At 65.4% G+C, this 23,873-nt stretch carries 23 protein-coding genes; 16 read left to right on the top strand and 7 right to left on the bottom strand.

Features of this window, described 5'->3' with window-relative positions; all coding sequences use genetic code 11:
* Positions 1-48 precede the first annotated feature (48 nt).
* On the top strand, positions 49-1,149 hold the full coding sequence (locus tag RTQ83_RS03780; RefSeq protein WP_312511335.1) for an alkene reductase: 1,101 nt from the start codon (positions 49-51) through the stop codon (positions 1,147-1,149).
* A gap of 15 nt (positions 1,150-1,164) precedes the next feature.
* On the opposite strand, the gene RTQ83_RS03785 is transcribed toward RTQ83_RS03780, so the two are convergent.
* The 4 genes from RTQ83_RS03785 to nhaR form a co-directional block, all read right to left on the bottom strand.
* Positions 1,165-2,745: an ATP-binding protein gene (locus RTQ83_RS03785; protein WP_312511337.1), complete on the bottom strand. Its 1,581-nt coding sequence runs from the start codon at positions 2,743-2,745 to the stop codon at positions 1,165-1,167.
* Positions 2,746-2,751: 6 nt separating this feature from the next.
* Positions 2,752-3,588 carry an alpha/beta hydrolase gene (locus RTQ83_RS03790; RefSeq protein WP_312511338.1) on the bottom strand — a complete coding sequence of 279 codons (837 nt, stop codon included), beginning with the start codon at positions 3,586-3,588 and terminating at the stop codon, positions 2,752-2,754.
* 153 nt (positions 3,589-3,741) lie between these two features.
* Positions 3,742-5,082: a hemolysin family protein gene (locus RTQ83_RS03795; RefSeq protein ID WP_312511340.1), complete on the bottom strand. Its 1,341-nt coding sequence runs from the start codon at positions 5,080-5,082 to the stop codon at positions 3,742-3,744.
* 58 nt (positions 5,083-5,140) lie between these two features.
* A complete protein-coding gene (nhaR, locus tag RTQ83_RS03800; RefSeq protein WP_312511341.1) occupies positions 5,141-6,049 on the bottom strand; it encodes a transcriptional activator NhaR in 909 nt (302 codons plus the stop codon).
* Positions 6,050-6,160: 111 nt separating this feature from the next.
* Here nhaR and RTQ83_RS03805 point away from each other — a divergent pair, with 111 nt between their 5' ends.
* From RTQ83_RS03805 to RTQ83_RS03865, 13 genes are all read left to right on the top strand, one after another.
* Complete coding sequence (locus RTQ83_RS03805) at positions 6,161-7,204, top strand: DUF475 domain-containing protein (protein ID WP_312511342.1); 1,044 nt, start codon at positions 6,161-6,163, stop codon at positions 7,202-7,204.
* 163 nt (positions 7,205-7,367) lie between these two features.
* Positions 7,368-7,943, top strand: a complete 576-nt coding sequence (locus RTQ83_RS03810; RefSeq protein WP_312511343.1) for a TerD family protein — start codon at positions 7,368-7,370, stop codon at positions 7,941-7,943.
* 76 nt (positions 7,944-8,019) lie between these two features.
* On the top strand, positions 8,020-8,715 hold the full coding sequence (locus RTQ83_RS03815; protein ID WP_312511345.1) for a TIGR00266 family protein: 696 nt from the start codon (positions 8,020-8,022) through the stop codon (positions 8,713-8,715).
* A 12-nt stretch (positions 8,716-8,727) separates the two neighbouring features.
* Positions 8,728-9,312, top strand: coding sequence for a TerD family protein (locus RTQ83_RS03820; RefSeq protein ID WP_312511347.1), 585 nt, complete (start codon positions 8,728-8,730; stop codon positions 9,310-9,312).
* A gap of 170 nt (positions 9,313-9,482) precedes the next feature.
* Positions 9,483-9,881 (top strand): GntR family transcriptional regulator, encoded by a 399-nt coding sequence (locus RTQ83_RS03825; protein WP_312511349.1) that lies wholly within the window; start codon positions 9,483-9,485, stop codon positions 9,879-9,881.
* On the top strand, positions 9,878-10,627 hold the full coding sequence (locus RTQ83_RS03830) for an ABC transporter ATP-binding protein (RefSeq protein ID WP_312511350.1): 750 nt from the start codon (positions 9,878-9,880) through the stop codon (positions 10,625-10,627). The genes RTQ83_RS03825 and RTQ83_RS03830 overlap by 4 nt, the downstream gene beginning before the upstream one ends.
* Positions 10,624-12,030: a hypothetical protein gene (locus RTQ83_RS03835; RefSeq protein WP_312511351.1), complete on the top strand. Its 1,407-nt coding sequence runs from the start codon at positions 10,624-10,626 to the stop codon at positions 12,028-12,030. The genes RTQ83_RS03830 and RTQ83_RS03835 overlap by 4 nt, the downstream gene beginning before the upstream one ends.
* A gap of 200 nt (positions 12,031-12,230) precedes the next feature.
* Positions 12,231-13,853: a methyl-accepting chemotaxis protein gene (locus RTQ83_RS03840; RefSeq protein WP_312511352.1), complete on the top strand. Its 1,623-nt coding sequence runs from the start codon at positions 12,231-12,233 to the stop codon at positions 13,851-13,853.
* Positions 13,854-13,958: 105 nt separating this feature from the next.
* Complete coding sequence (locus tag RTQ83_RS03845; protein ID WP_312511353.1) at positions 13,959-15,170, top strand: fumarylacetoacetate hydrolase family protein; 1,212 nt, start codon at positions 13,959-13,961, stop codon at positions 15,168-15,170.
* An 83-nt stretch (positions 15,171-15,253) separates the two neighbouring features.
* Positions 15,254-16,057 (top strand): MipA/OmpV family protein, encoded by an 804-nt coding sequence (locus tag RTQ83_RS03850; protein WP_312511354.1) that lies wholly within the window; start codon positions 15,254-15,256, stop codon positions 16,055-16,057.
* Between the two features lie 89 nt (positions 16,058-16,146).
* On the top strand, positions 16,147-16,617 hold the full coding sequence (locus tag RTQ83_RS03855; protein WP_312511356.1) for a response regulator: 471 nt from the start codon (positions 16,147-16,149) through the stop codon (positions 16,615-16,617).
* Positions 16,614-16,841 carry a helix-turn-helix domain-containing protein gene (locus RTQ83_RS03860; protein WP_312511570.1) on the top strand — a complete coding sequence of 76 codons (228 nt, stop codon included), beginning with the start codon at positions 16,614-16,616 and terminating at the stop codon, positions 16,839-16,841. The genes RTQ83_RS03855 and RTQ83_RS03860 overlap by 4 nt, the downstream gene beginning before the upstream one ends.
* Positions 16,834-18,153: a HAMP domain-containing sensor histidine kinase gene (locus RTQ83_RS03865; RefSeq protein WP_312511358.1), complete on the top strand. Its 1,320-nt coding sequence runs from the start codon at positions 16,834-16,836 to the stop codon at positions 18,151-18,153. The genes RTQ83_RS03860 and RTQ83_RS03865 overlap by 8 nt, the downstream gene beginning before the upstream one ends.
* Positions 18,154-18,162: 9 nt before the next feature.
* On the opposite strand, the gene RTQ83_RS03870 is transcribed toward RTQ83_RS03865, so the two are convergent.
* Entirely contained in the window at positions 18,163-19,173 is a 1,011-nt protein-coding gene (locus RTQ83_RS03870) for a DUF3667 domain-containing protein (RefSeq protein WP_312511360.1), read from the bottom strand.
* A 234-nt stretch (positions 19,174-19,407) separates the two neighbouring features.
* Between RTQ83_RS03870 and RTQ83_RS03875 the strand changes: the two genes are divergently transcribed.
* The gene (locus RTQ83_RS03875) at positions 19,408-21,942 is read left to right on the top strand and encodes a PAS domain-containing protein (RefSeq protein WP_312511361.1); all 2,535 of its coding nucleotides are present in this window, start codon (positions 19,408-19,410) and stop codon (positions 21,940-21,942) included.
* A 71-nt stretch (positions 21,943-22,013) separates the two neighbouring features.
* A complete protein-coding gene (locus RTQ83_RS03880; RefSeq protein ID WP_312511362.1) occupies positions 22,014-23,090 on the top strand; it encodes a glycoside hydrolase family 43 protein in 1,077 nt (358 codons plus the stop codon).
* An 86-nt stretch (positions 23,091-23,176) separates the two neighbouring features.
* On the opposite strand, the gene RTQ83_RS03885 is transcribed toward RTQ83_RS03880, so the two are convergent.
* The gene (locus RTQ83_RS03885) at positions 23,177-23,536 is read right to left on the bottom strand and encodes a hypothetical protein (RefSeq protein ID WP_312511364.1); all 360 of its coding nucleotides are present in this window, start codon (positions 23,534-23,536) and stop codon (positions 23,177-23,179) included.
* Positions 23,533-23,700, bottom strand: a complete 168-nt coding sequence (locus tag RTQ83_RS03890) for a hypothetical protein (RefSeq protein WP_312511365.1) — start codon at positions 23,698-23,700, stop codon at positions 23,533-23,535. The genes RTQ83_RS03885 and RTQ83_RS03890 overlap by 4 nt, the downstream gene beginning before the upstream one ends.
* Between the last annotated feature and the right edge of the window lie 173 nt (positions 23,701-23,873).

A 23,873-nucleotide genomic window follows, 5' to 3' on the forward strand; every position in this document is an offset into this window, starting at 1 on the left:
CGGCTACCATCTGGAACAGCATCCCGTCCACACTTACCGGAGTCCTCCATGCCGTCCAACGATATCCTGTTCCAGCCCATCAAGATCGGCGACGTCGAGCTGCCCAACCGCATCGTCATGGCGTCGATGTCGCGCGCCCGCACCGACAACCCGGACCTGGTCCCGGTCGCGCTGCAGGCCGAGTATTACCGCCAGCGCGCCTCGGCCGGCCTGATCATGAGCGAGGGCACCTGGCCGAGCGAGGAGGCGATCGGCGCGCTGCAGGTGCCGGGCCTGTTCAACGAACGCCAGGCCGAAGGCTGGAAGCGGGTGACCGATGCGGTACATGCCGACGGGGGCCGCATCTTCGTGCAGCTCGGCCACTGCGGCGCGGCCTCGCACCCCGACCTGCATTGCGGCCGGCTGCCGCTGGCACCGTCCGCCGTCGGCCTCGAGCAGCCGGTGTTCACCCCCGGAGGCTTCAAGACCTCGCCCACGCCGCAGGCGATGACGCTGGAGGATATCGAGCGCACGATCGGCGACTATGCGCACGCCACGCGCCTGGCGCGCCAGGCCGGGTTCGATGGGGTCGAACTGCACGGCATCGTCGGCTACCTGATTCCCGAATTTTTGAACGAGACCTTCAACCTGCGCCGGGACCACTACGGCGGCAGCATCGAGAACCGTGCCCGCTTCGTGCTCGAGGTACTGGAAGCGATGATCGGAGAATGGAGCGCGGGTCGCGTCGGCCTCAAGCTCAGTCCCGGCGTCGGCCTCGGCAGGCTGCAGCCGACGGCGCAGACGCTGCCGACCTATGAGTACCTGGTAGCGGAAGTCTCGAAACTGAAGCTGGCTTATCTGCAGCTGTACCATCCGGCCGGTGACCTGGGCGGCACGCCGGTGGCGGCGCTGGCGGCCGGCACGGCCGCGTATTTCCGCCCGTTCTACGACGGTACGATCATGGCCAATGGCGGGCTGACACAGGAGTCCGCACGCGCCATGCTTGAAGCGGCCCACGCCGATCTGGTGTCGTTCGGTGCGCCGTATATCGCCAACCCCGATCTCGTCGAACGCTTCCGCCATGGTCTGCCGCTGGCGGTGGCCGACCCGGAGACGTATTACCAGGGAGGCGAACGCGGCTATACCGACTATGCGCCGGCGCCGCGCTGAACAGGCCGGGACGGCCTAGCGCACCAGCAGCAGGCGCAGCCGTTCGACATCGATCGGCTTGGTCAGGTGATGGTCGAAGCCGGCGTCGAAGGCCAGCTGACGATCCTTTTCCTGGCCCCAGCCGGTGGCCGCGATCAGGATCAGGGCGCGCCCGTCGGCCTGGGCGCGCAGGCGCCGCGCCAGTTCGTAGCCGTTGATGTCGGGCAGGCCGATGTCGAGCAGGGCGACGTCCGGCGCATAGGCCGGCGCCATCACCAGCGCGTCGCTGGCGGTGTGCGCCATGCGCGCTTCGCAGCCGAACAGTTCCAGCGCCATGGCCATTGTTTCGGCGGCGTCGACATTGTCGTCCACCACCAGCACCCGCAGCGCCGCCGGTATCGGCGCCGGCGGCTCTTCCTGCACCACCTCGGCACAGCCGGCCACCAGCGGCAGGCGCAGCGTGAATTCGCTGCCGCGTCCGGGGCCGTCGCTGGCCACGCCGATCGACCCCCCGTGCAGGTCGACGATGCCGCGCGCCAGCGCCAGGCCGATGCCCAGGCCGCCGCGCGCGCGCTGCAGCGCCGGCTCCAGTTGCGAGAACATCTCGAACACGGTGCCCAGCGCCTCGGGCGGAATGCCAATGCCGTTGTCGCGCACGCGCAGCTCGGCATGGCCGTCGGCGCAGTCCAGCTCGAGGTCGATCAGGCCGCCGTCCGGCGTGTACTTGGCGGCATTGGCCAGCAGGTTGATGGTCACCTGGGCCAGGCGCGTGGCGTCGCCGTCGACCACCAGCGGCGTGTCGGGAATCGCCAGGCGCAGCGTGTGGCGGGCGGCCGCCACCGCCGGCGCCATGTCGTGGGCGGCGCCGCGCGCCAGCGCGCACAGGTCGACCGGGGCGCGGCGCAGCTGCATGCGGTTCTGGGTGATGCGCGAGATTTCCATCAGGTCGTCCACCAGCCGCGTCAGGTGGCGCAGCTGGCGGTCGAAGGCCAGCATCAGGCGCGTGTCGGCGCTATCGTCGTCTTTGGCGTGGCGCAGCCGGAACACGTCCAGCGCGCTGCGCATCGGCGCCAGCGGGTTGCGCAGCTCGTGCGACAGGGTGGCCAGGAATTCGTCCTTGCGCCGGTCGGCCTTCGACAGTTGTTCGTTCAGCGCCTGCAATTGCAGTTCGGCTTCGCGCCGCGCTTCCAGCGCCGCCTCGGCGGTGCGGCGCGCGCCCAGCAGCGCATGTTCGTAGGCATGCCGGTCGACCGACTTGAACAGCGCCCAATGGTCGACCGCCTGCATGGCGCCCGGTTCGCGCCGGCGCACGATGTTGATCAATACCGGCATGCGCCCGCCGCCGCGCGTGGCCAGGTCGACCTGGATCTCGGCCACCGCGCCCTGGGTTTCCAGCAGCGGCAGGCAGCGGGTGTGGTGGAACAGGCGCGCACCCACCGACAGCAGGTCGCACATGCGTACCTTGCCGGCCAGTGCATCGGCTTCGTCCTCCGCGTAGCCGAGCCAGGCCAGCGCGGTGGCGTTGATGCACAGGATGATGCCGCTGGCATCAGTCGCCAGTAACCCGCAAGCGGCCTGCTGGAACAGGAGATCGCTGGCGGACTGGACGGTATCCATGGCGGGTCAGCGTGTGGGGGCCAGCGTTTGCGGATAGGTTTGCAACAATGTCTGCGACAGGAACAGATCGATCGCGCGCGAACTGGCACTCGGTGCGCTCATGTGCGGGCAGTGCCCGACGTTTTCGATCAGCGCCAGCGTGCTGCGCGGCATATGGCGGTGCAGGTAGTCGCCCACCTGGCGCGGTGCGATCAGGTCGTCGCTGCACTGCAGGATCAGGGTCGGCACGATCGACTTGGGCACGTCGGCGCGGTGGTCGGACAAAAAGGTGACGCGGCCGAAGTGGCGCGCGATGTCCGGGTCGATGCTGCAGAAGCTGTTGGTCAGCTCGGCGCGCAGGTCGGGCCGGTTGGGCGCGCCCATGATCGCGGGCGCCAGGTTCTGGGCCCAGCCCAGGTAGTTGGCGTCCATGGTGTCGAGCAGTTCATAAATGTCTTCGCGGCTGAAGCCGCCGACGTAGTCGCCGTCGTTGATGTAGCAGGGCGAGGGCGCGACCATGGCCTGGGCCACGAAGCGGCGCGGGGCGGCGACCGTGGCCAGCATGCCGATCGTGGCGCCGACCGAATGGCCGATCACCACGGTCGGGCCTTCGGCGAAGGCGTCGATAATTTCCAGCAGGTCGGCGGCGTGGCCGTGCAGCGACGCGTATTTGTCACGGTCATAAGCGGCCTTGTCGGAGCCGCCGCTGCCAGTCAGGTCATAGGTAACGACGCGGTAGCGGTCCTGGAAACCGGCTGCCAGGAAACGCCACATGGTCTGGTCGCACCCGAAACCATGTACGAAAACCATCGTGACCGCTCCCGCGCCGGTCACCTGGACGTTGTTTCGAATCTGAACGGACATTCGCTGCCTTCTGGTGAGATTCAGTACACGTTGTGCAAAATATCACTTTTTCGCAGCGAAGTCAGCCTTTGTGTGACTTTGTGTGATGCGCAGTACGTGTACCCGATAAGGATGGCATGCAGCCGGCGTGCGGCCCTGCCAGTGGCCGGCTCTTCAGTCGCGGTCGTCGTTCTCCGCGGCACGTTCCAGCTGTGGAATCACTTTGACCAGCAGGATGCGCGGACCGTTCATCTTTTTCACGACCACGTCGAATTGCGGGAACTCGATGCGCTGGCCCTGCTTGGGGATGTCGCCCAGCTTTTCCATCAGCAGGCCGCCGACCGATTCCACGTCGTCCAGGCCCATCTGCTCGTTGTCGATGTCGATCCCCAGCAGGCGCTCGAGCGAGAAGATCGGCAGGCTGGCCTTGCCGATGTAGGTGCCGTCGGTCTGCTTCAGCCAGTCGTTCTCGTTCATGCGGAATTCGTCGCGGATCTCGCCCACCATCGCGCCCAGCAGATTGTCCAGCGTGACGAAGCCGACCGGACGCTTGCCCTTTTCGCCGATCAGGGCGAAGTGCGGCGCGCCGCCGCGGAAGCGCCGGAAGATGTCCTGCGCCGGCGTGCGCGCCGAGATCGTCTCGACCGGGCGCAAAAACTGCGTCAGGTCGGCGATCTGGCGTCCCGACTGCAGTGCGAAGTACAGGTCCTTCAGGTGGATCACGCCCAGCACCTCTTCGCCGTCCTCGTCGAAATACGGATAGCGCGAGAAGCGGTTGCGGCGCACCGTCTCCAGGTTCTGCTCGAGCGAACGGCTGGCGTACAGGGCGCTGACCTCGTTGATCGGACGCATCAGGTCGGACACGGCCAGCTGGCTGAAGTCGAGCGACTGGGCCAGGATGTTGCGCTCGTCGTGGGTGATCTTTTCGCCCGGAGTGCCGGTGCGCAGGATCATTTTCAGTTCGTCGAGCGAGTAATGGGTGTCGTGGCCGCCGGCGCCGGCCAGGCCGGCCATGCGCAGCACGGTGTTGGCGCTGGCGTTGAGCAGCCAGATCGCCGGGTACATGGCCCAGTAGAAGCAGTAGAGCGGCAGGGCGCACCACAGCGCCACCGTTTCCGGCAGCCGGATCGCCAGCGACTTGGGCGCCAGTTCGCCGACCACGATGTGCAGGAACGAGATCACCGAGAACGCCACCACGAACGAGACGCCGTGGATCAGTTCTTCGGAAGTCACGCCGGCGAAGGCGAACACCGGTTCGAGCAGGCTGGCGAAGGCCGGTTCGCCGACCCAGCCCAGGCCGAGCGAGGCCAGGGTGATGCCGAGCTGGCAGGCAGACAGGTAGGCGTCGAGCTGGCCGTGGACTTTTTCCAGGATGCGCCCGCGCATGCCGGTGGTCTTGGCGATGGCGCGCACGCGCGTCTTGCGCAGCGTGACGATGCTGAATTCCGCCGCCACGAAGTAGCCGTTCAGCGCCACCAGGAACAGGGCGAGAACGAGGAACAATACGTTTTGCATGGTTGGTATTATTAACAAAAGGCAAAGCCAGCGGCCATTGTACCGCCCATTGGGGTGCTCATCCGTCCGCCAGCACACCGCCGTGCACCGCCGACAGGATCGCTTCCACCGCCGGATGCTTGATCTTGCGTTCGTTCGAGATCGCATAGAAGTGCTCGCGCACCTCCGGCACCCGTCCCACCAGCTCGGCCCCGAGCTGGTATTTGATGTCGGCCGCCGGCGCCGCCGGGGTGAAGAACAGGCCCAGCCCGCGCCGGCCGAAGGTGTTCAGCAGCGCGTTGTCCTCGAATTCGCCCACCACGTCGGGACGGATGCCGTGGCGCTCGAACCAGTCGTCGATCTTGGCGCGCAGGGCATTGTTGCGGGTCGGGAGCAGGAACGGCGCACCTTTCAGGCCGGCCGGGAAATCCTTGCGCCAGGCCTTGGCCAGGTTGGGGGCGCCGACCACGAACATTTCGCTTTCACTGAGCAGGTGGCTGAACACGCGCAGCGTGGTGCCGGTGGGCACGGCGCGGTCGGTCAGCACCACGTCCAGCTTGTGCAGGGCCAGGTCGCCCAGCAGCGACTCGTACTGGTCCTCATGGCACACCAGGCGCACCGGGATGTCGAGCTGGGTGGTCACTTCCAGCAGGCGGTAGGCGACGAACTTGGGCAGCGAATCCGAGATGCCGACCGCCAGGCGGATGCGCGCGCTGTCGGAGGCGTCCAGCGCTTCCTGCATCTGTTCGCCCAATAAAAAGATCTGGTCGGCGTAGGACATGGCCAGGCGCCCGGCCTCGGTCAACGCCAGGCGCCGGCCTTGTTGGGTGAACAATGCTTTACCGAAAGATTGTTCAAGCAAGGTAAGCTGTGTACTGACTGTCTGGATCGCCAGGCCAAGGCGCTCGGCGGCGCGCGTGATGCTGCCTTCCTTGGCCACGACCCAGAAGTAGTAGAGGTGACGGAAATTGGTGGGTGTATGGCTCATTAGTTCTGTTTTTACGAAGGAATCTTTCGATTATCTTCGCTTTTTCAAGATGCTGCCAGCAGCTACACTGCGCGCTGCAGCACATACTTTTAATAAGAGGGAGAAACACCAATGAAGTACTTTACCTGGTCATTCATCGTGACCGCAGTCTGCCTGGCGCTGGCTGCCTGGTGGGGCTACGACCACGCAGGTCCGGCCGGCGCGATCACTGCGCTCGGCGTGGCCGCGATCCTGGCGGTGATGGAAGTCTCGCTGTCGTTCGATAACGCCGTGGTCAACGCCTCGGTGCTGAAGAACTGGGACGAGTTCTGGATCAAGCTGTTCCTGGGCGTCGGCATCATCATCGCCGTGTTCGGCATGCGCCTGGTGTTCCCGCTGGTCATCGTGGCCGTGGCCGCGGACCTGGGCATTACCGAGGTGTGGAACCTGGCGCTGTCGGATCCGAAAGCGTTCTCCATGCACCTGACCAACCACCATGCTGAAGTGGCGGCCTTCGGCGGCATGTTCCTGCTGCTGGTGTTCCTGAACTTCATGCTGGACGACGAGAAGGAAACCCACTGGCTGGGCAACTTCGAGGCCAAGATCGGCGCACTGGGCAAGGTGTCGTCGATCGCTGTGATGATCGCGATTGCTGCTTTGCTCTTCAGCATGACTTACGTTGATGAAGCGCAAAAGATGGTCGTGTTGATCGCCGGCCTGTGGGGCATCCTGGTCTATGTTGGCGTCGATATGCTCAGCAGCATGCTGGAAAAGAGCGAAGAAGGCGGCGGCGAAGTTGGCGACATGGTCAAGAAGGGCGGTATCGGCGGTTTCCTGTACCTGGAAGTGCTGGATGCATCGTTCTCGTTCGACGGCGTGATCGGCGCGTTCGCGATCACCAACGACGTCGTGATCATCATGCTGGGCTTGGCGATCGGCGCGATGTTCGTGCGTTCGATGACCGTGTTCCTGGTGCGCAAGGGCACGCTGGACGAATACGTCTACCTGGAGCATGGCGCGCACTACGCGATCGGCATCCTGGCCGTGATCATGCTGGCCAGCATGAAGTGGCATGTACCCGAGCTGATCACCGGCGGTGTGGGCGTGGCCTTCATCCTGGCTTCGCTGTGGAGCTCGCTGCAGTACAAGAAGAAGCACGCGGCACTCGGCGCGTAAGAGGCAAGTAGCAACGTAGGGTCGGCGGCATAGCCGCCAACCCTGCGAGTAACACGAACACCCGCAACACAGAATTCAGAATCCGCGGCGAGCGGCAGAACACCAGCTCGCTGCGTTTATCAACCGGTGTTCAACGCAGTTTCATTTCAGGAGAGTCTCAATCATGGCAATCAGTCTGCAAAAAGGCGGTAACGTCAACCTGTCGAAAGAAGCCCCAGGCCTGACCCAGCTGAAGGTCGGTCTCGGCTGGGACACCCGCGCCACCGATGGCGCAGCCTTCGACCTGGACGGCGCCGTGTTCCTGCTCAATTCGTCGGGCAAGGTCCGTTCGGACAGCGACTTCATCTTCTACAACAACCTGAAGTCGGCCGACGGCTCGGTGGTCCACGCCGGTGACAACACCACCGGCGCCGGCGACGGCGACGACGAAGTCGTCACCATCGACCTGAGCAAGGTACCGGCCGACATCGACAAGGTGGTGCTGGGCGTGACCATCCACGACGCCGAAGCGCGCCGCCAGAACTTCGGCATGGTGGGCAAGGCCTTCATCCGCTGCGTCAACGGCGCCACCAACCAGGAAGTCGCGCGCTACGATCTGTCGGAAGACAGCTCGACCGAAGCGGCGATGATCTTCGGCGAGGTGTACCGTAACGGCGCGGACTGGAAATTCCGCGCGATCGGCCAGGGTTTCGCCGGCGGCCTGGGCCCACTGGCCCGCAACTACGGCGTCAACGTTTAATTTTACTTAGTCAGATACGAGCGGCATGGCCTATGAACCAGGCCATGCCGCCAACGCCCTTTTCAAAGGAAGCCAAATGCCAGTTTTTACCGTGACCGGGGATGTCGATCCTTTCCTGCATGTGTCGATGAGGCAGGGCGAGACCATCTATTGCGAATCCGACGCGATGGTGATGATGGAATCGACCCTCGACCTCAAAGGCAAGATGAAGGGCGGGCTCGGTAGCGCCCTGATGCGCACCTTCGCCAACGGCGAATCGTTCTTCCAGCAGCACATCGAAGCCACCCGCGGCGACGGCGACTGCCTGCTGTCGCCGACCCTCCCGGGCGCGATGCAGATCGCCGACGTCGGCCAGAACCAATACATCATCAGCGATGGCGCGTTTGTCGCGGCATCGTCGGGTGTGGACCTGAAGGTGCGCACGCAAAGCATCGGCAACGCCCTGTTCGCGCAGAGCGGCGGCTTCTTCGTCACTGAAACCAGCGGCAAGGGCCAGGTGGTGGTGTCGGGTTTCGGCTCGATGTCGGTGCTGGATGTGGAGCCGGGCAAGGACGCCATCATCGACAACTCGCACGTGGTGTGCTGGGACAGCACGCTGCGCTACGAGATCTCGATCACCACCGGCACCAGCGGCGGCTTCCTGGGCAATCTGATCAACAGCCAGACCAGCGGCGAAGGCATGGTCCTGCGCTTCTCCGGTCGCGGCAAGGTGTATGTGTGTTCGCGTAACCGTACTGCATTCAAAGCCTGGATGCAGCAACCTGCGAAATAAGGAGGAACAAGAATGTCAGTCAATCTGCAAAAGGGACAGAAGATTTCCCTGGACAAGGAAGGCGGCGGTGGTCTGAGCCGTGTGACCATGGGCCTGGGCTGGGACGCGATCAAGTCGAAAGGCTTCTTCGGCTTCGGCGGCGGCAAGTCCGAAGCGGTCGACCTGGACGCCTCGGTGGTGCTGTTCGACGAATCGAACCGCGCGATCGACACCGTCTGGTTCCGCCAGCTCAAGAGCCGTGACGGCAGCATCGTTCACAGCGGCGACAACCGCACCGGCGCCGGCGACGGCGACGACGAACAGATCTCGGTCGACCTGAACGGCGTGCCGGCCAACATCAAGGCGCTGGTGTTCACCGTGAACAGCTTCACCGGCCAGAACTTCTCGACGGTCGAAAATGCCTACTGCCGCCTGATCAACGCCGCCAACAACCAGGAAGTGGCGCGCTTCAACCTGTCGGTGACCGGCTCGCACTCGGCGCAGATCATGGCCAAGCTGTATCGCCATAACGGCGAATGGAAGATGCATGCGATCGGCGAGAATGGCGTCGGTCGTACGTTTGATGATTTGATGCCGCAGATTACGCCGCATTTGTAATCGGTTAGCCGTTGAATTACCCCGTCATCCCCGCCCTGTGCAGGGATGACGCTTTTTAGGGCCAACAATCACGGCAGCGTAGCTACCCGCCACGCATGAAATGAGCACCAGTCGTTGACAGTTCCTCCCTGCGTAGTTAGTGTATTAACCAACTAATACACCAATACGCAATGACCATCCCGCTCACCCACCTGTTCTCGATCGTCCCCGGCTCATCCGACCCGATCTACCGCCAGCTGGTCGACCAGGTCCGGCGCCTGGTCGCCGGCGGCCAACTGGCGCCGGGCGAGACCTTGCCCTCGGTGCGCGAAGTCGCCCAGCAGCTCACCGTCAACCCGATGACCGTGTCCAAGGCCTACGGCCTGCTCGAAACCGAAGGCGTACTGGTACGCCGGCGCGGCATCGGCATGGCGGTCGCCGGCCAGCCCAGCGACAAGCACGACGCCCACGAACGCGCCGGCCTGCTGCGCCCGACCCTGGAGCGCGCCGCGCGCGAAGCACGCGAACTCGAACTCGACCCCGACACCGTGCTCGCTCTTTTCACCCACATCCTGAAGGAACAACCGTGACCGCTTCTCCCATCCAGATGCGTGGCGTCGCCATGCGCTTCGGCAGCAAGACCGTGCTCGACGGACTCGACTGGGAGGTGCGCCAGGGCCAGGTGATCGGCCTGTTGGGGCGCAACGGCGCCGGCAAGTCGACCCTGATGGAATGCATGCTCGGCTTGCGCGAATGCGACACCGGCAGCATCGAACTGTTCGGCGAACCGCTGTCCGCGCTGTCGGACGCGAACCGCGCCCGCATCGGCTACGTGCCACAGAAGTCCGACCTGTTCGAGTGGATGACGCCGCTGCAGATGCTGGCCTACTTCAAGGCGCTGTACCCGCGCTGGAACGAGAGGCGGGTCGAGATGCTGCTGGCGCGCTGGGGTTTCGATGAACTCATGCTGAACAAGCCGATCCGCAAGCTGTCGGGCGGCGAGCGCCAGCGCCTGTCGATCATCCGCGCGCTGGCCCACGATCCCGACCTGCTGGTGCTGGACGAACCGGTATCCGCGCTCGACCCGGCCGGCCGGCGCGCCTTCTTGAGCGAGCTGATCGATGACGTGATCGAACGCGGCACCACTGTGCTGTTCTCGACCCACATCCTGACCGACCTGGAACGGGTGGCACTGGATGTCGCCTTCCTCAAGGACGGCAAGATCGTGCTGCAAGGCCCGCTCGACGACCTGCTGGAAGGCGCGCGCCGCACCGGGGCCGTGGTGCATGCAGAACCCTTGAGCCTGGAAGAACTGTTCCTCGAGGTGACGCGATGAGCACGCGCCTGGCCCAATACTGGCTGCTGTGGCAGGCGGCGCTGAGTTTTACGCGCTCCTTCTCCCGGCACCTGCTGTTGCTGGCGGCCATCTTCGTGACCCTGGTATCGGCCCTGATCGTCGGCGCCACCGGCAGCACGCAGGCCTGGCTCGGCTGGGCGCTGTGCATCCCCGCCGGCTTCCTGCTGTTCACCTGGACCCTGGCCTATCTGCCTGGGGCGCTCAAGCTCAATTCGCCGGCCAACGCGCAACTGGTGCCGGGCATGCGCCGGCGCCTGATCGAACTGAGCCTGCTGGTCTGGCTGCTGGGCATTGGCGTGCTCGGCATGGGCAGCTATCTGATCACGCGTACGCCCGGTCCGGTCTTGTGGCTGGCGGCATTCTTCACGTTGGGCCTGGCTGCCATGACGGCCGGCATTCCGGTAGCGCGGCTGATCTATTTCCCGTTACTGGGCGCATTCATTCTCAGGGAGCATTTGCCCGCCTGGCTGGCGACCGTGGCGCACGGCATGATCGCGTCGCAGCCGGGACTGGCGGTATTGGCGGCGCTCGGCGCGCTGGCGATGCTGGCCATGTTCCCGCAGGCGGGCCGGCGCCACTGGCACATGTTCACGCACCAGATCAGCGGCTCGGCGTTTGGCATGCCGGTCGCCGAGCGTCAGCCGGGCCGCTTTGCGTGGGATGGCGTGCTGTTGCGGCGCGCCGTGGCGCAGGGGAAGCAGGGCGCGCTGCTGATGCGCGCGCTGGGCCGCAGCCTGCCGGCCACACTGGCGAACGCGCTGGCGCTGGCAGCCGTCGTGACCGGCGCCTTGATCGTCATGGGACAGCGCGGCATATTGCCCCTGATGACGGGATATTTCGCGCAGATCAGCTGGGTGACGATTTCGGGTGTCCTGCTGGTGTTCCTGTTCCAGGCCGGCATGGCCCCGGCCTGGCTGGCGCGCACCACCGGCGAGCAGGCTTTGGTACGCCTGGCGCCGGCATTTCCCGCCGATGCCAGCCGCTTCAACATGCTGCTGGCGCGCGCTCAGTTGCGCCAGTTGCTGACGATCTGGCTGATGGCGACGGGTGCCTCCCTTCTGCTGGGCCTGGTGAGCGGCATGTCCGGCAGCGCTCTGTTGCAGCAGGTCGGCGTGTGCTGCATGACCTTGCCTGCGCTTGCCCTGGCCTTGCGCGACCATGCACGCAGCAATGCCTGGCCCGTGTTCGCGATGTGGGCGCTTGCGTACGGAGTGAGCTCTATCGGGCCGCTGGCCGGCATCGCCGGCATGGCGCTGCTTGGCCTGCCGTTCTGGCCGGTCGCGCTGGTCACGGCGTTCGGGCTAAGCGCACTGCTGGTACGTCAGCGTCTGGGGCTGATGCGTACGGCGCCGATCGCGTTTCCGGCTGGCAGGATCGACTGATTATATTGCTTAATAAACAATTAAAATGTTACTTATTTTCCAGCGAAATCCGCAAAAAATCACATATTGTTGCCTAAAGCCAACTGAAAGTCGGTATAGATACAATTTTGCGGCACTTTTCTGCTGAATTTTCGCGGTACTCGGGGTAAGGTGTGAACGCTTTTATTGCACCATGCTAACCTTGATAACCCCGAGGCACTATGTTTCTTAATCTTTCGTTACGCGCCCGCCTGGTCGCGACCATGACCCTGCTGGGTTTGCTGATTGCCATCGTTGGTGCCGCGGGCATGATCGGCCAGCGCCAGGAGCACGCCGCACTCGAGCACGTTTACTCGAACCAGCTGGCATCGAGCATCACGATCAACAGCGCCAAGAATTTCCTGAACCGCGCGCGCTTCAACTACGACAAAGCCGTGTTCCACCCGGACGCACCCGACGTCGCCAATACCCTCAAGCGCGGCAAGAGCTTCATCGACGATTCCGACCGCGAATGGCAGCGTTATCTGGCCATGCCGCGCAGCAGCGAGGAAGATGCGCTGGCCAAGACGCTGGAATCCGAACGTACCCGCTACATCAATGACGGCCTGCTGGCGCTCGCGACCGCGGTCGAGCAGGGCGACGCTGCGCGCATCGACCAGCTGGCAATGAAGGATCTGACCAAGCTGTACGGCACCTTCAACAAGGCTTCGGAAGCGCTCGACGAGTACCAGATGAAGGCCGCCAAGCAGGCCTTCGACGAGCGTACCGAACAGTTCAATACGATGATGTGGCTGACCGGCGGCGCAGTGCTGCTGGGCGTGCTTCTGGCGGCCGCTTCGTCGGTGCTGCTGCTGCGCGCCATCATGAAGCCGCTGAACCACGCGCTCGGCCACTTCGAAGCGATGGCGCAGGGCGACCTGTCGACCCATGTGCAGGTCGAGACGAAGGACGAGATGGGCGCGCTGCTGCAGGGCCTGGCCAATATGCAGCGCCAGCTGGCCACCACCGTGCGCAGCGTGCGTGACAGCAGCATGTCGATCGCCACCGCCAGCAGCGAGATCGCGGCCGGCAACCTGAACCTGTCGCAGCGTACCGAGCAGCAGGCCAGCGGCCTGGAAGAAACCGCGTCCTCGCTGGAAGAACTGACCAGCACCGTGCAGCACAATGCCGACAACGTACGCCAGGCCAACAACGTGGCGCGCAGCGCCTCCGAAGTGGCCAACCGCGGCGGCAAGCTGGTGGCCGAAGTCGTAGAAACCATGGGCGCGATCGACGCCTCCTCGAAGCGCATCGTCGACATCATCTCGACCATCGACGGCATCGCCTTCCAGACCAATATCCTGGCGCTGAACGCCGCCGTGGAAGCGGCGCGTGCCGGCGAGCAGGGCTGCGGCTTTGCGGTGGTGGCGGCCGAAGTGCGTAACCTGGCGCAGCGCTCGGCGACGGCGGCCAAGGAGATCAAGGACCTGATCGCCACTTCGGTCAGCAATGTCGAAGCCGGTTCGGCCCTGGTGAACAGCACCGGCGCCACGATGGAAGAGATCGTCTCCAGCGTGACCCGCGTCAGCGACATCATGGCCGAGATCCTGGCCGCCGGCGAAGAGCAGAGCGCCGGCATCAACCAGATCAACGAGGCGGTCAGCCACATGGACCAGGCGACCCAGCAGAACGCCGCCCTGGTCGAGGAAGCGGCGGCCGCCACCGGCGCGCTGCAGGACCAGGCCAGCGCGCTGCAGCAGATGGTGAGCGTGTTCAAGGTGGACGCCGCCACCATCAGCGCCACCGCCCAGTCGACCCGGGCGCAGGCGCGCGCCGCCGGCACCCACCTGGCGCTGGCCGCCTGACCAGGCCTTGACCACGTCGGCCGCGCCGCCCGGGCGCGCGCCGACGACAGGCGAACGACAGTCGCCTGACTACGATGCCGACTCCTTCATCACGGAGTCGACATCATGTTCCCCCACCGTACCGCCATCTCCATCGCCTGCCTCGCGCTGGCATCCTGCCTGGTCCTGGCCAGTCCTGACGGACGTTCGGCGCTGGCGAATACGCCGGCCGCTGCGCCGGCGACTTCTTCAGCTGCTTCCGACCTGCGCGGCGTTGCATTGGCCCCGCTCGACAAGGCGCATACCTTCGCCCAGCTGCGCGCCGGCGCCGATGAGCCCGGCCCCAGCACCTTGCTGGTGCTGTCGCTGGCCCGCGACGGCATCCAGGCCATCGACCTCAGCGCACTGAGCGGCCTGCACGGCGCCGACGCCTTCGACGTCATCAACCGCTTCGACAGCGCCGCACTCGACGCCCTGGCGCGCCAGCCGCAGCGCGCGCGCCGCTATCCGCTGGAGAGATTGCTCGGCGTCGGTCCGCGCGGCCTGGCGCACGTCGCGGCCGGCACCAACTATCCGGCCCACGGCGAGGAAACCGGCGTCGAAGGCGCCTTCCTGTTTCCCAAGCTGTCGCCTGCAACGGGTCCGCGCATGACGGTCGCCACCGCGCCCGGCGTGCTGCTCGACTACGAGGTCGAGGTGTGCGCACGCTTCGACCGCGAGCTGCGCTCGATGGCCGACTTCGAGGCCGCGCGCAAGGGCCTGTTCCTGTGCGGCGACTTCTCCGACCGCGCCACGCTGGTGCGCAATATCGACCTGCGCAACATCACTTCGGGCGATGGTTTCGCCGATGCCAAGAGCGGCGCCGACCGCTTCCCGACCGGCCCGTTCCTGGTAGTGCCGCGCGACTGGAGAGCCTTCCTGGCCGAGGTCACCATCGCCACCCACGTCGACGGCCAGCCGCGCCAGCAGGCGAGGGCGGCGGACATGATCAAGGACCTGCCCACCATCGTGCGCGAGACGCTGAACGAGGCCGGCACGCGCAGCTGGTCGTATGCGGGTGGACGCATCCCGATGGTCGCGCGCGGGGCGATCGGCACCGACAGTGCCGTGCTCACCGGCACCGGCGACGGCGTGGTGTTCCGCGAACCAGGCCCCGAAGTGATGAAGGAGGTGATGACGGCCAGGGACCGCGCCGCGCAGGTGGCGGCGATCGAACGCTACCTGGCGGGCGAAGCGGCCAGGCGCATCTATCTGCAGCCGGGCAACCGGGTGCGCCATTCGAGCAATGTGCTCGGCTGGATCGAGGCCACCGTGGTGACGGCTCCGGGCCGCAACTGAACCCGCGAACGACATTCCAACGACACGCCTGACGCATCCTGGGCACAAGCAATCCATTTACCGTCCACACTACAGGGTACCCAATGAAGCATTCTTTCCTCGTCCTCGCCATCCTCTGCACCGCCCCGGGCTTCGCCAGCGCCCAGCAGGCCTCGTCCACCCTGACCCAGTCGCCGGCCCAGGCGCCGCGCTGGGGTCTCGGCATCGGCACCGCGGTGTCCGACACCGTGTATGCCGGCGAAGGCACCCGCGTCACGCCGTTTCCGCTGGTCACCTACGAAGGCGAGCGCTTCTTCTGGCGCGGCATCAGCGGCGGCGCCCACCTGGTGCAAGGCCCGGCCTTTACGCTCGATGCCACGCTGTCGGCTCGCATCGACGGCATCGACCGCGACGACTTCGGCATTGAAGAACTGGCACGCAACGGGATCGACCGCGCCTTGCTGGAAGACCGCGACAACGCGCTCGACCTGGGCCTGGCCTCCACCTGGCGCGGCGCGGCGGGGCAACTGACGATCGGCGTCAAGGGCGACGTCACCGGCACCAGCAAGGGCTTCGAAGCCAGCGTCACCTACGGCTATCCGTTCCAGTGGGGCGGCGCACGGATCACGCCGAATATCGGCGTGTCGCACCTGTCGAAGAAGCTGGCCAATTACTACTACGGCACCTTGCCCGAGGAAGTCGCGCGCGGCGTGCGCAGCTACCAGCCGGGCAGCGCCGCCATCGCCCGCGTCGGCATCGACGTGGTGCGCCCGTTCGCGCGGCGCTGGGCTTTCATCGGCAATGTCTCGTACCGCAAGCTGCCGGGCAAGCTCTCCGATAGCCCGCTGCTGGAAAAAGACACCGACGGCGTGGTGTCGGGCTTCATCGGCCTGTCGCGCGGCTTCTGATGGCATCGAAGGGCCGGCGCAATTGATGCCGCAGTTGATGAGATACTGGCCCGAATTTCTACCGAGAATCACTTCACGCGACGACCGACATGATCAAGCAGGCTTTGAGCGTTCTCATCATCGAAGACAACGCCGCCCTGGCGGCCAATATCTACGACTACCTGGAAGCCTGCGGGCACCATCCCGACGCCGCGCCGGACGGCGAATCCGGCCTGGCGCTGCTGGCGGGGAACCACTACGACGCCGTGGTTCTGGACTGGATGATGCCGCGCATGGACGGCATGACCATGCTGGCCAGGCTGCGCGGCACCGGTTCGCGCATCCCGGTGCTGGTGCTCACGGCGCGCGACCAGCTGGAACACAAGCTCGAAGGCTTCACCACCGGCGCCGACGACTACGTGGTCAAGCCGGTGGCGCTGCCCGAGCTCGAAATCCGGCTGCGCGTGCTGGTGGGGCGTGCGGGCGGCGCGCCGGCCAGCGGCCAGCTACTGGAAGTGGCCGACCTGCGCTTCGACCTCGGACCCTGCAGGTCACGCGCGGCGCGCGCAGCGTGCCGATGACGCCGGTGCGGCGCCAGCTGCTGGAAGTGCTGATGCGGCGTTCGCCCGGCCTGGTGCGGCGCGAAGAACTGGAAACCCTGATCTGGAACGACCGCGTGCCCGACAACGACGTGCTGCGCTCGCACATGCACATGTTGCGCAAGGCGGTCGATGCCGGTTGCGAGCGCAAGCTGGTGGTCACCGTGGCCGGCAGCGGCTACCGGCTGAGCGCGTCCGATGAATAAGGCGGCGGTGGAGAGCGCGTGGATGCCGTGGCGCGGCGGCAGCCTGCAGCGCAAGATCGGCATGCTGTTCGTGCTGTTCGGCCTGCTGCTGGCGCTGGGGCTGAGCATCCAGGGCAACCTGAGCCAGCAACTGGTGGTGCATCCGATCTGGGAAGAGCTGCTCAGATCCAGCACGGCGCAATACCTGGCCGACCAGCGCCTGGTGGACGATAAAGCGCTGCCGGCCCAGGGCCTGCTGCGCGGCTGGCGCGTCAGGGACGGCGCCGCGCCGCCCGGCATGCCGGCCTACTTCGCGCAGCTGGCGCCCGGCTACCACGACGAACAGGCGATGGATGCGTACGACAACGATCGCAGCCATTCCGTGCTGGTCACGCCGCTCGCCGATGGCGAACGGATCGTGATGGCGGTCGACATCACCGACCTCGAGAACGACCAGAACATGATGGGATTCATCAGCGTCCTGGTTGCGCTCGTGAGCGGCCTGACCATCATCGCTTCGCTGCTGTGGCTGTACCGCGGCATGCGCCGTCCGGTCCGGCTGCTGGCCCTGCGCATGGACCGGCTCGACCCGGAGCAGCCGTCGCAGCGCCTGGCCACCGACTTCGATTTGAGCGAGCTGCACGACATCGCGGTGCTGGTCAACCGCCACCTGGAGCGGGTCGAGCGCTTCATCGAGCGCGAACGCAGCCTGCTGGACCAGGCCAGCCACGAATTCCGCACCCCGATCGCGGTCATCGCCGGCGCCGTCGACGTGCTCAAGCTGTACGACCTGCCGCCGGCGGCGGCCGCGCCGCTGCAGCGCATCCAGTCCACCACCGACGGCCTGCTCGAGACGATGGCGGCGCTGCTGTTCCTGTCGCGCGAAGGCGATGCCGGCACGCCGCTGGAAAGCACCCGGCTCGACGCGCTGCTCACCCAGCTGGTTGACGACCACTGCCATCTGCTGGACGGTAAGGACGCGCGCTTCGAGATCGGGGAACTGCAGCCGCTGTGGGTGGCGTGTCCCGAAGCGATCCTGCGCATCGTGGTCGGCAACCTGCTGCGCAACGCCGCCGAGAACACCTGGCAGGGCGCGATCCGGATCCGGCTGGCGGACGGGCGGCTGGCGATCGAGGACAGCGGCGCCGGCTTCGACACGGTGGCGGCGGCGCGCCGCTACACCCGGGCGCTGCGCGATTCGGCCAAGCAGGGCGGCGGACAGGGACTGGGCTTGTTCCTTACGCGCCGCGTGTGCGAACGCTTCGGCTGGACCTTGAGCATGTCGTCGCATCCTGGGCAGGGGACGCTGGCGGAGCTGCGCTTTCCAGACTAGTGCGCTGCATCAGCCGTGCCTGAGCACCGCCATGAATTCGGCGCCGGCAATGAGGGACAGGATCACCGTCGCGTGCACGGCCAGCAGCGCCAGCCCTTTGACCCAGGCGGCCGGCCGGCTGTCGCCATACACGCGGCGCAGTGCGCCCGGCAGGTAGGCGACGATCCACAGCGCCGGCAGCAGTTGCAGCCAGTCCCATGGCTCGGCCAGCGAGGGCACGCGCGCATAGGCGGCGGCGATCAGCCAGCCGGCATTGCCCGGAATGAGCATCATCAGGCTGGCCAGCAGGAACACGAAGGCGCTGTAGTGCAGCGCGAACACCAGGTGTTCGCCATAGCGGCGCTTGGTGCGCCAGTAAATCAGCTTCAGGTAGAGCGCGAACAGCGGCAGCGCGCCGATCAGCATATAGGGCAGGTTGCTCAGGAGCCCCTGGTTCAGGGTCGCGGCCTGCTCTGCGGGCGGCGCGGCGACGAAGCCTTGCAGGTTGTGCGCCCACGTCTTGTTCACATCGCTCAACTGCGTCACCGCTTCCTTGAGCGGTTCGAATTTTTCCGAGTCCGCGGCGGACACCGTGACATCGATGGCGACGCTGCGCGGCTTGCCGCTGGGGGTGTCGTTGGTCGTATGCTTGTAGACGACGCCGTAGCTCTCTTCGGTGAAAAACACCTGCGGCAGATCCACGCCGACGATCTTGATCAGCGCGAACACGATCAGGCTCAGCGTCAGGTACAGGCGCAGCGGATTGACGAACGGCACCCGCCGTCCGCGCAGGTGATCAAGCGTCAGCCGTCCCGGCGCCAACACCAGCGCCCGCAGCGTCTGCCAAAGCTTGCCTTCCAGTGCCACGTAATGGCCCACGAACTCGTGCAGGAATTCTCCGGCCGACGGCGGATGGGCGACCGCCGCCTCGCCGCAATGCGAACAGAAATTGCCTTCTACCTGGGCGCCGCAGCTGGCGCAGGGCCGCGCCACCGCATGGATGGCAGCGCCGGGGTGCACGATGTCGATCGCGTGGTTCACGGTCCTGTTGATCCTCACAAAAGGGGGAGTGGCGCTGCACGACGCGTCGCGCCATCCAGGGCGAATAGATTAGCTTATGGATGGGTTCCAGAAATACGCACATTCTCACCGCCCGCTTGCATGTCCGGGCCCGATATGATCGTACGCTTTGGCACTCATGCCATAATGCGGTATGACCACACGCCACCCTTTCTCGATATCCATTTCGGCAAGCCGTCCAGGGCTGCCGTGCGCATGAACGAGGCAGGGATGTTCCCGGTCGGCGGCGGCGCCATGGGCGCCGCCATTCGCGCCCTCGACTGGCGCGCCTCGCCGCTCGGGTCCGTCTCCAGCTGGCCGGCCACGCTGCGCACCGCCGTCGGCATCATGCTCGATTCGGCCTTCCCGAGCTTCCTGGTCTGGGGCCAGGAACAGATCCTGATCTACAACGACGCCTACGCCGAGATCCTGCACGACAAGCACCCGGCCGCGCTCGGGCGCTCGTTCCGCACCGTCTGGCCCGAGATCTGGGACGTGCTGGCGCCGCTGGTCGAGCGCACCCTGGTGCGCGGCGAATCGCACCGCATGAACGACATCCCGCTGGTCATGCAGCGCAAGGGCTACGCCGAACAGACCTGGTTTACCTATTCCTACGGCCCGGTGCGCGCGGACGATGGCGCCGTGCTCGGCATCTTGTGCAACTGCATCGAGACCACCGAAGCGGTGCTGACCCAGCGCCGCCGCGCCACCAGCGAAGCGGTGCTGCGCGAAAGCGAAGCCAGCACGCGCCAGGATGCCGAACGGGTGCAGCTGGCGCTGACCGCCGGCGCCATCATCGGCACCTGGGTCTGGGACCTGACGACCGATCGCTTCACGGTGGATGAAGCGTTCTCGCGCTCGTTCGGCCACGATCCGGCGCTGGGCCGCGTCGGCCTGAGCCTGGCGCAGGTGGTCTCCACCGTGCACCCGGACGACCAGGCCGGGCTGGCCCAGGCCATCAACGAAGTCATCGCGCGCGGCGGCCACTATGCCCACCAGTACCGGGTGAAACGCGCCGACGGCCACTATTACTGGATCGAAGCCAACGGCCGGGTCGACCTGGCGCCGGACGGCAGCGGCTTGCGCTTCCCGGGCGTGCTGATCGATGTCCAGGCGCGCCGCGCCGTGGAAGCCGAGCGCGACCATGCGATCCTGAAACTGCGCGCCCTGAATGAAGAGCTGGAGCAGAAAGTGATCGCCCAGGCGCTGGCGCGTGGCCGTACCTGGCAGGTCAGTCCGGACCTGATCGGGGTGCTCGGCGACGATGGCTATTTCGAAGCCTCGAACCCGGCCTGGGAAGCGATGCTCGGCTGGAGCGAGGACGAGGTCGCCGGCACGTATTTCCTTGACCGGGTGCACCCGGACGACCAGGACGGCACGCTGGCGTCCTGGAACGACATGCTGCAGCGCGACCTGCCGGCGCTGCGCCTCGAGAACCGCTACTGCCACAAGGCGGGCGGCTGGCGCTGGCTGTCCTGGGTGGCGGTGCCGGAGGACGGCAAGGTTTACTGCTCGGCACGCGACATCACGGTCGAGCGCGAGCGCCAGGCCGAGCTGGAACGCGCCCAGGACCTGCTGCGCCAGTCGCAGAAGATGGAAGCGGTGGGCCAGCTCACCGGCGGCCTGGCGCACGACTTCAACAACCTGCTGGCAGGCATCTCGGGCAGCCTGGAGCTGATGAACATGCGCATCAAGCAGGGCCGCATGGACGAGACCGACAAGTACATCGGCGTGGCCCTGGGCGCGACCCGGCGCGCGGCGGCGCTGACGCACCGCCTGCTGGCGTTCTCGCGCCGCCAGACGCTGGCGCCGAAATCGACCGACGTCAACGCCATGGTGGGCAGCATCCTGGACATGATCCGGCGCACCGTCGGCCCGAGCGTGCAGGTCGAGACCGACTGCACCCTGCGCCTGTGGCCGGCGCTGGTGGACCAGTCGCAGCTCGAGAACGCGCTGCTGAACCTGTGCATCAATGCGCGCGACGCCATGCCCGAAGGCGGGCGGATCGCGATCGGCACCGCCAACCGCCGCATCGACGCCGCCCAGGCGCGCGAATACGACATGGCCGAAGGCGAGTACCTGGCGCTGTGCGTGTCCGACAGCGGTACCGGCATGCCGCCGGACGTGATCGCCAAGGCGTTCGACCCGTTCTTCACCACCAAGCCGCTCGGCCAGGGCACCGGCCTCGGGCTGTCGATGATCTACGGCTTCGCCAAGCAGTCGGGCGGCCAGGTGCGGATCGAATCGACGGTGGGCGAGGGCACCACGGTCTCGATCCTGCTGCCGCGCCACCTGGGCGAAGCCGACCGCGACGACGGCCTGAGGCATGGCGCGGGTGCCGGTGCCGCCGCCCCGCTGGCCGGCGCCGGCGAGACCGTGCTGGTGGTGGACGACGAGCCGAGCGTGCGCATCCTGGTGACCGACCTGTTGGGCGAACTCGGCTACACCGCGCTGGAAGCGCCCGATGGTGCCGGCGGGCTCAAGGTGTTGCAGTCGAACGCGCGCGTCGACCTGCTCATCTCGGACGTCGGCCTGCCGGGCATGATGAACGGACGCCAGATGGCCGACGCCGCGCGCGTCGGCCGGCCCGACCTGAAGGTGCTGTTCATCACCGGCTTCGCCGAGACCGCGCTGCTGAACGGCGGCCAGCTGGAGCCGGGCATGTCGGTGCTGACCAAGCCGTTCACGGTGGACACGCTGGCGGCGCGCATTCGAGAATTGATTGGAGGCAGGGCAGGAATATCGGGCTGAGACGAGGAGACCGTCGCCAGCCAATGCGGTGCCTGACCCTGGATTGAAACCACGTTGGGAGAATCACAGCAATGAAAATAAAAACCGTCGCCGCCGCCTGTGCACAGGCCCTGGCCATGGCCCTGATCGGCGCTGCAAGCGCGCCGTCCGGCGCCGCCAATCCGATCGTTCCCGGCTGGTATGCCGATCCGGAAATCCGCCTGTACGGCAAGACCTACTGGATCTACCCGACCTATTCCGACCACTACGGCACGCCCGATGCATCGCGCTCGTTCACCCCGCAGCAGCAGCGCATGCGCGCCCAGTCCGACCTGATCTGGGAACCCTACCTCAAGCAGACCTTCATGAATGCGTTCTCGTCGACCGACCTGGTCAACTGGACCAAGCACTCGCACGTGCTCGACGTCGAGAACGTGGCGTGGGCGGCATATGCGCTGTGGGCGCCGTCGGCGATCGAGCACAACGGCAAGTACTACCTGTTCTTCGGCGCCAACGACATCAAGACCAACGGCCAGCTGGGCGGCATCGGCGTGGCCATCAGCGACCGTCCCGAGGGACCGTTCAAGGACGCGCTGGGACGGCCGCTGATCGACAAGATCCACAACGGCGCCCAGCCGATCGACCAGATGGTGTTCAAGGATGACGACGGCCAGGTGTACATGTACTACGGCGGCTGGAAGCATGCGAACGTGGTCAAGCTCGCGCCGGATCTGCTGAGCGTGGTGCCATTCCCCGACGGCACCACCTACAAGGAAATTACGCCCGACCCCGCCTACGTGGAAGGCTCGTTCATGGTCAAGCGCAAGGGCGTGTACTACTTCATGTGGTCGGAAGGCGGCTGGACCGGGCCCGATTACCGCGTGGCATATGCGATGAGCTCGTCGCCGTTCGGGCCGTTCAAGCGCATCGGCACCATCCTGCAGCAGGACACCACGATCGCGAAAGGGGCGGGGCACCATTCGGTGGTCAACGTGCCGGGCACTGACGAGTGGTATATCGCTTACCACCGCCGGCCGTTGAACGATACCAACGGCCACCATCGCGAGATGGCGATCGAGCACATGTACTTCAATGCGGATGGGACGATCAAGCCGGTGGTGATGACGACCGAAGGTGTAAAACCGCGGGTGATTCCTGCGAAGAGTTGAATGTTCGGGATTTGTTCGGCAGGTTTTCGAACCGGGAAGAGGCCTTGTCTCGACTGGCGGAAGACTTGCTGGAAGGTGCACCAAGGTCAGGGCAAGGGGTGGACAATATTGACCAGCCCGGATAATCCGATGAATGAGACTGCTGCCCAGCATTCCTGGCGTCGCGTGGTCAGGCGAAACCCTGTCAATGCCCAGGCAATCAATGCCAGCGCAACCAGGGGCGTGAGGACATTTACTTCCATTGCCCTAGCTAGTTCACCATGAACGAGCCGGTGCATACCTTCCGTCATGCCGCTGAAAACGTTCTTGATACCCAGGTAGCGTTCCAATGGCGCCGGCGATAGGCCGATTATTGCCTCGATTCTTACTAGCGGGTTAGCCGGTAGCGATGCCAGCGCAGCGGCGATCATCAATACGCCGACGCGCTGGCCGAGCGTATCGATCATGCGATGCGTGGCTTACGAACAACCAAGTAAATTGGAACAGCGACGATACAGATCAGGAATGAAAAAAGTCCCCAACCGATACCGCTCATACCTCGCGACGTAGCATCTTTGCCGATGAGTACGCCGACAATCGCCGCAATAACCAGTCCGAAAAGCATTTCCATCTTTTATTATCCCGATATGAATGACTTCTGGAATTTTATTCCAGATTTATCAGGAGGAAACTCACTGATCGTCACGACAATGATACGCTGGCGATACAACCGAAGAAAACAATTCGATTCGCGATGAATACCACCATCGAAGTAAGCGGCGAAACCTGCAGCATAGGTGGCAG

This window comes from Massilia sp. (genome assembly GCF_031995545.1).
Lineage (GTDB): Bacteria > Pseudomonadota > Gammaproteobacteria > Burkholderiales > Burkholderiaceae_D > Telluria.